The sequence below is a fragment of the Pseudoalteromonas sp. ATL1 genome, from assembly GCF_058933015.1.
Genome location: NZ_JBZYXL010000002.1, coordinates 34,579 through 48,046, shown reverse-complemented (window position 1 = coordinate 48,046; position 13,468 = coordinate 34,579). Strand labels below are relative to the sequence as shown.

At 41.1% G+C, this 13,468-nt stretch carries 11 protein-coding genes; all 11 read left to right on the top strand.

Features of this window, described 5'->3' with window-relative positions:
• Positions 1–5: 5 nt before the first annotated feature.
• The gene (locus AC5FX4_RS18455) at positions 6–1,952 is read left to right on the top strand and encodes a sensor histidine kinase (protein ID WP_493607886.1); all 1,947 of its coding nucleotides are present in this window, start codon (positions 6–8) and stop codon (positions 1,950–1,952) included.
• A 64-nt stretch (positions 1,953–2,016) separates the two neighbouring features.
• Positions 2,017–2,523: a YcgN family cysteine cluster protein gene (locus AC5FX4_RS18450; protein ID WP_493607885.1), complete on the top strand. Its 507-nt coding sequence runs from the start codon at positions 2,017–2,019 to the stop codon at positions 2,521–2,523.
• 258 nt (positions 2,524–2,781) lie between these two features.
• A complete protein-coding gene (locus AC5FX4_RS18445; RefSeq protein ID WP_493607884.1) occupies positions 2,782–4,050 on the top strand; it encodes a sugar MFS transporter in 1,269 nt (422 codons plus the stop codon).
• Positions 4,051–4,441: 391 nt separating this feature from the next.
• Positions 4,442–6,331: a methyl-accepting chemotaxis protein gene (locus AC5FX4_RS18440; protein WP_493607883.1), complete on the top strand. Its 1,890-nt coding sequence runs from the start codon at positions 4,442–4,444 to the stop codon at positions 6,329–6,331.
• Between the two features lie 226 nt (positions 6,332–6,557).
• The gene (locus tag AC5FX4_RS18435) at positions 6,558–7,310 is read left to right on the top strand and encodes a DUF3450 domain-containing protein (protein WP_493607882.1); all 753 of its coding nucleotides are present in this window, start codon (positions 6,558–6,560) and stop codon (positions 7,308–7,310) included.
• Positions 7,311–7,320: 10 nt separating this feature from the next.
• On the top strand, positions 7,321–8,688 hold the full coding sequence (locus tag AC5FX4_RS18430; RefSeq protein ID WP_493607881.1) for a MotA/TolQ/ExbB proton channel family protein: 1,368 nt from the start codon (positions 7,321–7,323) through the stop codon (positions 8,686–8,688).
• Positions 8,689–8,690: 2 nt separating this feature from the next.
• Positions 8,691–9,218 (top strand): MotA/TolQ/ExbB proton channel family protein, encoded by a 528-nt coding sequence (locus AC5FX4_RS18425; protein ID WP_493607880.1) that lies wholly within the window; start codon positions 8,691–8,693, stop codon positions 9,216–9,218.
• A 24-nt stretch (positions 9,219–9,242) separates the two neighbouring features.
• Positions 9,243–9,653: an ExbD/TolR family protein gene (locus AC5FX4_RS18420; RefSeq protein WP_493607879.1), complete on the top strand. Its 411-nt coding sequence runs from the start codon at positions 9,243–9,245 to the stop codon at positions 9,651–9,653.
• A 9-nt stretch (positions 9,654–9,662) separates the two neighbouring features.
• Positions 9,663–10,268, top strand: coding sequence for an energy transducer TonB (locus AC5FX4_RS18415; RefSeq protein WP_493607878.1), 606 nt, complete (start codon positions 9,663–9,665; stop codon positions 10,266–10,268).
• Between the two features lie 21 nt (positions 10,269–10,289).
• Positions 10,290–11,600: a tetratricopeptide repeat protein gene (locus AC5FX4_RS18410; RefSeq protein WP_493607877.1), complete on the top strand. Its 1,311-nt coding sequence runs from the start codon at positions 10,290–10,292 to the stop codon at positions 11,598–11,600.
• Between the two features lie 166 nt (positions 11,601–11,766).
• A complete protein-coding gene (locus AC5FX4_RS18405) occupies positions 11,767–13,455 on the top strand; it encodes a beta-helix domain-containing protein (RefSeq protein ID WP_493607876.1) in 1,689 nt (562 codons plus the stop codon).
• Positions 13,456–13,468: the final 13 nt, after the last annotated feature.

Here is a 13,468-nt window from a genome sequence, read left to right as displayed (position 1 = left end):
GCGGTATGAAACTACTCCAATATTTAATGCTATTTATGTGTGTCTGCTATCACTCGTATGGTGATGCACGTACAATTGAGCTTACAAGCGATCAAGGCGTATACGAAGTAAATAGCCTTGGAGAGTTTTTTTACGATTATGAGCGTCAACTTTCTAGTTTAAGTCAATTGAAAGCCCTACCGCATGTGCTCAAACCATACACAGCACAAAAGCCTAATGTTAAAGGATACTGGAAATGGGCCAAGCTAACGCTGAAAAACAACACAGAACAGCAAAACTGGTATGTGTCTTTTGGGTTTGCAAGACTACCAATTTTAGAAGTGTATTGGGGAGAAACGAAGCAGACGCTTCTTAAGCTGGACGAAACTAGTCGCTTTTTTGATCGGCTGATAACACACCCGCAAATGTATGTGCCTATAGAGATAGGCGTAGGCGAGACTAAAACGCTCTATATCAAGTATCAAACATTTGCCAATGCACCTGCGAATATCCGTTTATATAACTATGATAGCTATATTCAAGCATCTCAAAATAGCTTAATAAACAATGCGGTAATAGCAGGTATCGTGATTGCTATATTATTAATCGTACTGGTCAATTTATACTTTAACCCTAATTGGACCAACGCCTTATATGCCATTTGGACCAGTTTGTTTTTCCTCATTGTTATTGATATGGCTGGGTTAACGTATCAATACCTATGGCCTGAATCGGGTAATATCTCCAATAGCTTTTCAATTTTGCTCATGGCAATTGTGCCCGTTTTTCATCTGTTGTTTGTAAGGCGGTTCCTGCATTTAAAGCTCTATCATCCTCGTTTAGATAGCGTATATAAAGGCTGTATCGCATTATACATTTGCTTAGTGCCAGTCGCGCTGTCAATCGGTTCGGTTTTTTATAACCTACTGGCAAGTTCACTCATCATTCCTATTTTTCTTTATACCTGTCGCTGGTCTTTACATCAAAAAGCCCCCGGTATCGGCGTATTCTCAATTAGCTTGTTTAACCATGTTTTATTTGTAAACGTGCTCACCATTGTTGGGGCGAGTTTTGGTGATGCATTTGGCTTTTTTGACATAGCAACGTACATAAAAATAGGATACTTGATAGAGGTATGCCTATTCACTGTAGCGATGGCTATCCAGCATAAATCGGTGCAAAAGCAATTGGTGTTTCACTTACAAAGCCAAGTAGACTCCCTAAATCAATCTGTCATTGAAGAACAAAACAACACAAAGGTTCAATCTGAACGAAGCAAAAAAAATGAACAGCGTTTGTTTACTGATCTATCACATGAATTAAGAACACCACTGACAGTCATGAAGATTCAGGTGGAGTCTTTAGAGCATAACATTGTAGAAAATGTGCACGACTCTTATAGAAAGCTGCACGAAAAAATAGATGAACTGAATGAGTTTATTAATGGTTTAATGCAAATCAGCGATGCAACTCACATAGGCAAAAGTTTAAAGATCACGTCCACGAAACTGACACCTTATATCAATGAAGTTCATCATCAGTGTCTTCAGTTACTTGATTTAAAAAAGCATAAACTTAACTTAAATTGCCAATTGTCTAGTGCTCAAGTGATAGATATTGACACACAAGCAATGACCAACGTGATAAAAGAAATTGTGAGCAACTCTGTTAAATATGCCGGCAGTGATGTTGAAATCACGATGAGTTTTATTGAAACTCAAGACAGTTTAGTCATACGCCTTGAGGACAGTGGCAAACCGTTAACTTATGAAGCACATCAATTACTTTTTGAACCACTGTATCGAGAAGAGCCTTCAAGAAAGCGCAACGGCAGTGCCAAAGGCATGGGCTTGGCAATATGTAAGAAAATTATTGTAGCCCATGGCGGCAGCATCACATCGCACAATGGTTTGCTCGGTGGACTGTGTATTGACATTGTCTTACCCAAAACGAAAAGCGTTGAATATGCCTGATCTTTGCGTCATGCCCTGTAATTAAGTAGACTTCACAGTATTAATGAGCCGTTAAGTAGTAAAAATGAACGAGCAACACTTTTGGCAAACAAAAAGCCTAGAGCAGATGACCCAGCAAGAATGGGAAGCAATTTGTGATGGATGCGGTAAATGCTGCTTACATAGCTTTATTGACAGTGACTATGAAGAAGATGATGACTTCACCAGCACTGACTTTCTTCGAGAGGGGGAAACGCTGATATACACTAGCCTAATATGTCAGTATATCGATGAGCAGACGTGTGGCTGTACGCGATATAATGAGCGTCAACAGCTAGTGCCTTCTTGCGTTAAGCTCACCAAAGAAAACTTAAAAGATATTTTCTTTATGCCACAAAGTTGCAGCTATAGGCGGCTGCATGAGGGAAGGGGATTAGCAAGCTGGCATCCTCTACTGAATGGTGGAAGTAAAGAGAAAATGCATCAGCTGGGGATCAGCGTTAAAGGTCGAATTACGAAAGACAACCAAGTTTCTCTAGAGCACGATTTTGAAGATTATGTCACAGATTGGCCAGAGTTTGATTGTGATTAGCCCTCTCCATTATTAAAAATTTAGCTAGGGATGTGAAAATTTAAAAGCCAGAGGTTGCCTAGCTACTTTCACGCAAATTTTAAAATGTAAGCCGTATTACTCTGTGTATTAACTTTGAGTTGATAATAGAAAAGGTGCTTTGGGGTTATAAAACACACTAAAACCCCCCCTGAGTTAGTGGAACGTTCCGCATTCAAGGCGGTGTTTTTCTTTTCATAGCATGTAAAATCATAAAACCCGTATATTGGAGATTTACTTGTGAGTGAGATCAACACAAACCAAAATTATGTTGCTCAAGGTGAAAACGAAGACAAAAACTATCTATTACCTTTATCAGCAATGACGACCCTGTTTTTTCTATGGGGTTTTATTACCGTATTAAATGACGTTTTAATTCCAAGGCTCAAGAGTGTCTTTGACTTAAACTATACAGAAGCGATGATGATTCAATTTTGCTTTTTTAGCGCCTACTTCATCGTTTCATTACCTGCAGGTGCATTGGTCAAAAGACTAGGCTACAAAAATGGTATTCTCACGGGTTTAATAGTTGCGTCTATTGGCTGTTTACTTTTTTACCCAGCGGTTGTTGTTCATGAATATTTCCTGTTTTTAGGCGCTCTGTTCGTGTTGGCTTCTGGGATAACTGTGCTTCAGGTTTCTGCTAACCCTTATGTCGCAGCCCTTGGTCCAGAAAAAACCGCATCTAGCCGATTAAACTTAGCGCAAGCACTCAATTCCTTAGGAACGACCGTCGGCCCATATGTTGGCGGCTTATTGTTTTTTGGTACAGCAGGGGCACTCGCGGCTGAAGCTGGCGCTGAGTCGGTTAAAGTGCCTTATTTGATGCTTGCTGGTGCATTACTGGCTATCGCGATAGTTTTTGCATTCCTCAAGTTGCCAACTATCGAATCACACACACAAGAGCAAGACTGTAAAGCGAAAGGGCACAACCTAATTGAAGCTAAGCACCTTGTCATGGGGGTTGGTGCGATATTTTGTTACGTCGGTGCAGAGGTTGCGATAGGTAGCTTCTTAGTTAATTATTTTGCACAACCAAACATCGCTGGACTCGAAGAGCATGCTGCAGCAAAATTGATTAGCTATTATTGGGGAGGAGCGATGGTAGGACGCTTTATTGGTTCCGCGGCTTTACAAAAGATTGCACCTTCAAAGGCGCTGACGTTTAACGCTCTGTGTATAGTGGCCTTGCTGATGACTACGATGGTATCCCAAGGCTCTGTGGCGATGTGGGCGGTATTAGCAATCGGCCTATTCAATTCAATTATGTTTCCAACCATTTTCTCTGTTGCGATTGAAGGCTTAGGGTCACTGACAAGTAAAGGCTCAGGCTGGCTATGTTTAGCGATTGTGGGGGGGGCACTAGTACCGTTACTTCAAGGCGTATTTGCTGACAATGTTAATATCCAATACAGCTTTATTGTGCCACTTGTTTGCTACTTGTATATCGCATGGTACGGGCTCAATGTTGTCAATTGGTCGTCACTTTGGCATAGGAAAGTGAAATAGACCTTCCATTCGAACCCAAAAAAGCAAGCTTTGGCTTGCTTTTTTTGTGCCCGTGCAAAATAAACCAACTTTTGAATACGTATTCATACTGTTTAATGTATGTAAATCTATGGAACGTTCCATATTTGGTCTTGTTTACAATATTTTTTGATAAAAACACACATGTCATTTTGTAGCTATACTATGAGGGTAAGTAACATCTTGAAGTTTGCTCTTTTTTTATTCGATTAATCGTATTTTTTCATTTTTCCCTAAAAAATCTCAGATACTGACCGATAGCAAAAGACAAACCTGTTTAATTTTGTTAAATACGAGTAAAGCCTACTGATGTCAGCGTGAATAGCAATAAACACAGTAGGTCATGCAGAAAAGAAATAATAATAGGCGCAGAATGTTCAAATCGTTTAAGTTCACTACCAAGGTAACCATAGCTGCATCTTTAGTGCTGGTATTAGTGTTGGGGTTATTTACTGTTAATAACTTCATCGCAATGCGTAGCCAGACGCAGCAGCAACTCACACTTGTGTTACAAGAAATTTCCCAATCTGTTTCTCAAAATATAGCGAATTGGCTTAATGATAGACTGGCTATTGTTAGCTCGGTTGCTTTAGGGCATCGCGCTTCGGATTCAAAAGAACAGATCTTACGACGTTTAGCGACAGCGGATGCCGCTGGTGATTTTAAAAACGTTTATATCGGTATGAAAGAGGGGACTTTTATTTTAGATGATCCAAGTATTGTGTTGCCACCAGACTATGATGCAACCACACGCCCTTGGTATCAATTAGCAAAAGAAAAGAATGGTACGGCATTTACCAACCCTTATATAGACGTAACAACTAATGAGTTAACCATCTCCGCGGTTGTACCCGTATCAAGTGGAAGCCAGCTATTAGGTGTTGCTGGTGGCGATATTGATATGGCCACGATTACTGAAATAATCAATGAAATAGATTTCTTAGGCTTTGGTTATGGGTTCTTATTAGACTCAGAAGGGCGAATTCTTTCACACCCAAACACGAAGTTAAATGATAAACCGATGTCTGATCTCTTTGGCAAAAACCTTGAACTTAAGGCGGACTTTGTTGAAGAAGAGATTGATGGCACAGCGCGTTTAATTTCGTTTGTAAAAATGAAGGGCATAAAAAACGTAGATTGGTATCTAGGCGTTGTGATCAATGAAGAAATAGCCTATGCGTCTGTGTCTTCATTTAGGAATATGGCAGCGATATACATGCTTCTTGGTGTGATAGTCATCGTGTTTATGCTTAAATTCCTGCTGAAATACTTAATGCGTCCTGTCGACCATCTTAACGAAGCAATTAAAGATATTGCACAAGGCGAAGGTGATTTAACACGTCGCTTGCAGGTCGAAAACGATGATGAGTTTGGTGAGTTGTCTAACTACTTCAACTTGTTTATTGAAAAAATACATGTATCCATTGCGCAGGTAAAAGATACAACGATTACTTTGGAACACTCCGTAGAAAGTTTAATTGCGCAAACTCAGTCAACATTAAGCATGTATAGCGACCAAACCAAGCGCACAGACAATGTGGCAACAGCGATTAATGAATTGTCATCAAGTGCGGTGGAGATCTCTAATAATGCGACGCATGCCTCTGAACTTGCCACTGAAGCAAATCGCTTAAGTATAGATAGTCAAACAGCGCTTAATGCCAATATCTCAGAGATCGCGTCACTGAGTGATAAAATGGCACAGGCACAATCGACAGTTGATAGTTTAGATAAGCATTCAGCCAGCATCGGCCAGGTACTGGAAGTGATCAAAGGTGTTAGTGAGCAGACAAACTTGCTAGCACTGAACGCCGCGATTGAAGCTGCACGCGCAGGTGAGGCGGGAAGAGGTTTCGCAGTTGTTGCTGACGAAGTGAGACAACTGGCGCAAAGAACTCAAGAGTCTACCCAAGAAATTCAAAATACCATCAGTGAATTGCAGCAAGGCTCAGCATCGGCTGTTGCGGTTATGAAATCATCTTTAGAAGATTCAGCGAAGAGTGCATCGCAAGCGAGCCAAGCTGGAGAGAAAATGCATGAAGTGAGTAATGCAATTGATTCCATTGATGGAGTGAACCATGCCGTTGCGAGTGCGACGCAAGAGCAAAATACGGTGATCCAATCATTGGATAGCGATATTCATCATATAAGCGATTTGTCAGTTCAAGGCTCTGAGAACTTAAATGCTACACTCGGTGAGTGCAGGCAATTGCAAGCACAATTTGATGAGTTAGAAAAAATGGTTATGAAGTTTAAAGTTTGATTTTAATCTATCTACTGCTAAGAAAAGCCAGCGATATTTGAGCTGGCTTTTCTGTTTTTTAAATCGGTAAATTGTTGTTAAGTTCAAAATAAAAGCGCCCCAGCTCATTTCGTGTACCTTTTATGGCTATTGTCATTATTCTGTATTATTTGCGCAACACTTCTGTCATCAAACGCCCTTAAACTGCACCCAATTTAATTACTAGCAAAAACTTAAGGTGTATGCGATGAAGTGCGTTAACCCCCTGTTGTTAGCAGGTTTGCTTGCAACTGCGTCAAGCGTTCAAGCGAGTGACTTAAATCAAGTCGTAGAAAAAAGTAGTGCAATTAATGAATCTGCACAAAAGACTCAAACTAAAATAGATTCTATTGCTGACACGATGCAATCGCGTTTGCAAAAGTTCAAAACACTCAATAAAGAGATCGATGGACTTGCGGTTTATAACGCGCAACTGGACAAACAAATCAAAAATCAACTTGATGAAATGAATGCTATCAACGCGTCAATGGATCAGGTTTCGGTTATTGAGCGTCAAATTACACCTTTAATGCTCCGTATGATCACAGGCCTAGAGCAGTTCGTTCAACTTGACGTACCTTTCTTACCTGAAGAGCGTAAAGAGCGTATTACTACGCTAAAAACAATGATGGATAGAGCGGATGTTACTTCAAGCGAAAAGTTCCGCCGAGTTCTAGAAGCGTATCAAGTTGAAGTGGATTACGGTCGTACAATCGAAGCGTATACGGCACTGCTGAACGTAGATGGTCAAGAGCGTGAAGTCGACTTCTTACGTATCGGTCGTATGGAACTACTGTACGTAACAAAAGATGGTTCTCTTGCTGGCAGCTGGGATCAATCTGCAAACAAATTTGTAGCACTTGAAGATACAAGCATCAGCCAAATCAAAAAAGGCATACGCATAGCGCGTAAGCAACTTGCCCCAGATATGTTATCGCTTCCAGTTCACGCGTCAGAATAAGAGGTTCATCATGAAATTTATCAAGCAATTTAGCAAACACGCTGTTCTGGCAGCAACTTTAGCGCTTTCAACAACTGCGGTAGCGGAAGAGGCATTAAATTTAGACTCTTTGCTTAAAACACTAGAGCAAGGTCAAATTGCTCAAAACAAACAAAACCAAGCACGTGAAGCTGAGTTTAAAGCAATGCAAGATCAACAAGTTGCCATGCTTAATCAGCTAACACAAAAGCGCAACGGTGAGCTAGCACGTTCAGAGCGTTTAGAAACGCAGTTTGAAGAAAACGAAATTAAGTTACAAAACCTGACTGATACGTTGTCAAAGCGCATGGGTTCTTTGAAAGAGCTTTTTGGTGTGCTTCAGCAAGTAGCTGGTGATTCAAGCAATAAATTCCAAACCTCAGTAGTGTCAGCTCAGATCCCTGGTCGTAGCGAATTCATGGATGAAATGGCAAAGAAAATGGGTTCAACATCGCGTTTAGCATCAATCGAAGACATCGAAAAAGTATGGTTCGAATTGCAACGTGAAATGACAGAGCAAGGCAAAATTACACGTTTCAATAACGAAGTGATTGTTGCTGGTGGCTCTAAAGAGAATAAAGAAGTTGTGCGTGTAGGTGCATTTAACCTTATCGCTGACGGCAAATATCTTACTTATAACCCAGTTACCAATACAATTTCTGAACTAACACGTCAGCCAGTAGCTCGTTTCACTGAAACTGCTGCTGATTTACAAGCTGCGAAATCAGGCGTTGTTGAATTCGCACTAGACCCAACCGGTGGTTCTATCTTAGGTCTATTAGTACAAGCGCCTAACACTGAAGAGCAAGTTCACCAAGGTGGTGCGGTTGGTTATGTAATCTTAGGTGTGGGTGTACTTGCGCTACTTATTGCACTTGAGCGTTTTATCTCTCTGATGCTAATGGGTGCAAAAATTAATCGCCAACTTAAAGACAGCACAGCACGTGATGACAACCCGTTAGGTCGTGTTATGAAAGTGAAAGATCAGTACCCAGATGTTGCTTACGACACACTAGAACTTAAGTTAAGCGAAGCCATTTTACGTGAAATGCCAAAAATTACGCGTAACCTAACTCTGATTAAGATTATTTCAGTGGTTGCGCCTCTACTAGGTCTACTAGGTACGGTCACGGGTATGATTAACACCTTCCAAGCAATCACATTGTTCGGTACAGGTGACCCTAAACTGATGGCTGGCGGTATCTCTCAAGCACTTGTTACGACAGTACTTGGTCTAGTTGTCGCAATTCCAACAGTATTCTTATACACGCTACTAAATACACGTTCACGTAACTTGCTACTTATCCTTCAAGAGCAAAGCGCGGGGATCATTGCAGAGCGAAGCGAAAAAGGAGCGTAATCGTGGTCCTATTGGTTGAAGCAATCAATGCGCTACGAGAGTTTTTAGATACAGGTGGCCAGGTTCTCCTGGTCATCGGCCTAATCATCTTCGCCATGTGGTTGCTAATTTTAGAGCGCTTTATGTTTGTATTTGGTCGTTACAGAACATATCAAAATGAACTTCTTACTGCTTGGAAGTCACGTAGTGAGAGAAACAGCTGGAATGCAGAACAAATTCGTCAAGCGCAAATTTCACGTGCTGGAATTCGCTTAAATGCAAACTTACCCTACATCAATGTGATGGTTGCCTTGTGTCCTCTGCTTGGTCTTTTAGGCACAGTAACCGGGATGATTGAAGTATTCGACGTCATGGCAATTACAGGCACAGGTAGTGCTCGTTCGATGGCATCGGGTGTTTCAAAAGCCACAATTCCTACAATGGCGGGAATGGTTGGTGCGCTATCTGGTGTGTTTGCATCAACTTATTTGCAGCGCAAAGCCAAGCGTGAAGTAGAACTGTTAGAAGACAAAATGCTGCTTGACCACTAGGTCGAGCAGTGAGAGGAAAAAGTTATGAGAGCTCCATTAGCTAAAGTATTTCAAGAAGAAGAAGCAGAAGAAATTAACATGACGCCAATGCTAGACGTCGTATTCATCATGTTGATTTTCTTCATCGTTACTGCGTCTTTCGTTAAAGAAGCGGGTATCGACGTAAACCGTCCAGAAGCGGCTACCGCTGTTAAAAAGCAACGCGCTAACATCCTTGTGGCTATTTCAGACAAAGGCGAAATTTGGATCAATAAGCGTCAAGTTGACATTCGTGCCGTACAAGCAAATATCGAGCGCTTGAAAGCTGAAAACCCACAAGGCAGTGTGGTAATTCAGGCTGATAAAAAAGCGACAACAGAAATGTTAATTAAGGTAATGGATGCGTCTCGTGCGGCTGGTGCGTTTGATGTATCAATTGCGGCACAGGAATCATAGGTAATCATTATGCGTTATTTAATAGCACTGATAATAGCAGGTGTTATTACGTTCTTCTTGTTCTTGGGTATGCAAGCGCTTATCCAAGGCGGAGAAGGCGCAATGACCGATCCTGTAAAAGGAAATGTGCTTGATTTTGTTCGTTTGAAAAAAGAAGAAACGGTACAAAAGAAAGAGCGTAAACCGCAAAAGCCACCAACACCAAAAGAACCGCCACCACCGATGGATGCACCGCAAATGCAAAGTAATGATCTCGATGCGGCGGGTGCTGACTTTGATTTCAGTGCAAATGTTGAAGCCAATGTGGATTTGGCTGGCGGGCTTGCACTTGAATCGAGTGACGGCGAATACTTACCAATCGTAAAAGTTGCACCAGTATATCCTCGTCGCGCTTTATCTCGTGGGATTGAAGGCTTCGTGATCGTTGAGTTTGTGGTAACAAAACAAGGCACAGTTCGTGACCCTAAGGTGGTTAGTGCTGAACCTGAAGCGATTTTTGATAGAGCAGCATTAGATGCGGCACTTAAGTTTAAGTACAAACCTCGCGTTGTTAACGGTGAAGCTGTTGAAGTAGCGGGAGTACAAAACAAAATTTCATTCCAAATCAACGGTTAATGAAAGTTTAGAGGTGCGATTATGAAAAGTTTTAAACATTTAGCGTTATACAGTGCGCTGTTCGTTACAGGCACATTTGGTCCGTCTATAGCAGCGTTATTACCATCAATATATGTGAACACAGCGTATGCTGATGGCGAGACCAAAACTAAGCGTGTACCAGCGCTGAGAGAAAAAGTTTACAGTCAGCTTGCCAGAGCACAAAAATTAGCTGATGACGGTGATGTCAAAGCGGGTTTAGAAGCGCTAGATGGTATCAAGGATAGAGCGTCTAGTATGAACTCGTATGAAATTGCCATGATGTACAATTTCTACGGATTTATTTACTACAACGAAAACCAACTTGATAAAGCAATTACTGCGTTTGAAAAAGTAGTTGCGGAAGAAGGTATACCTGAGTCGCTTAGATTATCAACAACATTTAGTTTAGCTCAGCTGGCAATGGCCAATTCTGAATATGAGAAAGTAATAAAGTATTTAGACCAGTGGGAAGCTATAAATACTAAGGTTACGCCAGATAATTATTATGTTCTACGTGCTCAAGCAAATTATCAGTTAAAGGATTATGCTGAGGCTGTTAAGTACATTAATACAGCAATTGGATTATCGGAGTCTAAAGGTGAAGTACCTAAAGAAAACTGGTTGGTTCTTCAACGTGCTCTTTATTATTCGTTAAATCAGCCGAAAAAAGTGACCGAAGTACTCGAAAAAATGGTGAAGCTGTATAATAAGCCTAACTATTGGGTTCAATTAGCGGGTATGTACGGAGAAACTGGTAATGAGAAAAAGCAGCTAGCAATTTTTGAAGCCGCCGAGCAACAAGGGTTTGTTAAGTCTCGCTCTGAGATTATGCAGCTCGCGCAGGTTTATATGTATAACGGTTTATCTTACAAAGCTGCCAAAGTGATGGAGCGCGGGATAACGGCTGGCGTGGTTGAAGATAATGCAAAGAATCAGGTGTTTATTGCTGAGTCACTGGTTCAAGCTAAAGAAGACAGCAAAGCCATTCCTTACTTTGCAAAGGCCAGTACTCAGGTTGAACATGGTAATTATGACCAGCGGATGGCTGAAATATATATCAATCTTGAAAAGTTTGATGAAGCCGCGGACGCTGCAAGAAAAGCGCTAAATAAAGGACAATTAACTTTTGAAGCGAATGCATATGTAGCACTTGGTATGGCACAGTATAACTTGCAAAACTTTGATGCTTCTATTCTCGCTTTTGAACAAGCCGAAAAGCACAAAAAGTCTGCAAATTTAGCCAAGCAGTGGATTAAGTACGTTAAAAAAGAAAAACTTCATAACGAGACGCTTAAACAAGCTTTATTATGATTTTATAATCGCAACACCAAAGCCGCCTTCGGGCGGTTTTTTTATTTCCAAAAATCGAATTGTCATTTTTGTTTCCATAAAGTGTAACCCATTTGTAATACAGTGGATGTACTTTATGTCCAAGCTTTTTATGCGCTTATAATTATTATATTTTTTGGAGATACAAATGAAAATTTCTGGGTTATTCAAAGTAAGCCTTGTTGCTTCTGCTTTAGTTCTAGCTGGCTGTGGTGGCGACATCGAAGTAACACCGACTGTTAATGATACGAGTGTAACTAATTCTAATAATACAACCACTAATAATAACACGGGTGGTGACAGCACTGGTGGTGATAACACAGGCGGCGATAACACTGGTGGCGATAAAGTTGAAAACCCATGTACAGCACGTACTGTTGCTGGCAACGAAGTTCAAGGTGAATTCCAAGCACCACACTGTGTATACAGCACAAGTTTTGCAGGTAAAGCGCTAGAAATTGAAGAAGATATCACTTTCAAAGCGCTTGCAAATGGTGGCGCACATGTATTTGACGGTGCAATCCAAATGGGTAAAAACTGTAATACAACTTTAGGTTGTACGATTGAGAAAAATGGTCCAACACTAAACGTTGAAGCAGGTGCAACACTTGCGTTCCGCTCTGGTGAAGCAATTATACGTATCGGTCGTGGTGCAAAAATCAATGCAGTTGGTACAGCTGAAGCGCCAATTACATTTACTTCTGCGAACGTATTCCCTGAGTTTGATATCGCTGAAACTGGCCCGCAGTTTGCTGACTGGGGGGGTATTATCATCAACGGCTTTGGCTTAACTAACCAATGTACTAATGCGGAACGTGCGGCAAATACTTGTAATGCTGAATCTGAAGGTATTGCTAGCCACTTTGGTGGAAAAAACAACGCGGATAATAGTGGTACTATCAAGTTTGCAAATATCTGGTATGCAGGTTCAGGTCCTCGTGAAGGCGGTGACGGTGACGACTTAAACTCACTAACTCTTAATGCTGTAGGCTCTGGCTCTATATTTGATTACATTCATATTCACCAGGGCTTTGATGATGGTATCGAGTTCTTTGGTGGTGCAGCGAATATCAAGCATATCGTTGTAACTGATACTCAGGATGACTCAATTGACATCGATGCAGGTTGGCAAGGTAATGCTCAGTTCCTTTATTTACAACATGGTACTGTAACAACTAAAAAAGACGTTACTTATTTTGATGAAGGCGAGCAGAAAACAATACCTGCTGGTTCTGTAGGTTATATGGGTAACAATGGTTTTGAGACAGACGGTCAAAAAGGTAAGGGTGACGACTACTCTGAAGTACCTGCATCAAACCCTACGATTGCTAACGTGACTGTTGTAACTACAGACGGTAAGTCAATTCGTGACAATGGTGCTTCACAAGCAGCTAAATTCGACGATGCTATCGAAGGTAAATATTACAATGCACTATTCGTTAAGGCTGAAGGTGCAAACGGTACAGACTGTTTAGAATTCAAAAAAGAAAGTGCTGAAGAAAAAGCAGTTGCTGGTAAGTTAATGTTCAACAATTCTGTAATGGCTTGTGTTAATCACTTTAAAGGTGGCGAAACATTCGCAAGCGGTGGTAATAAAGCTGAATGGTTTGCAAACAGCGGTTCAAGCTTAATCCTAAATAGCGCTGAAGGTGTACTAGCAGCAAATGGTTTTGCGACAAACACAGCTTCTACTGAGATCACGATTCAAGCAAATGACCTTAGTGGCCTAGATTTAAGTTTCTTCGACCAAGTTGATTACATCGGTGCGGTATCAGACAAAGATACAAGCAGCGAATGGTACAAGTGGGTACAAAAATCTCTTGCAGCAATTAAGTAATCTTTCGTGGCTT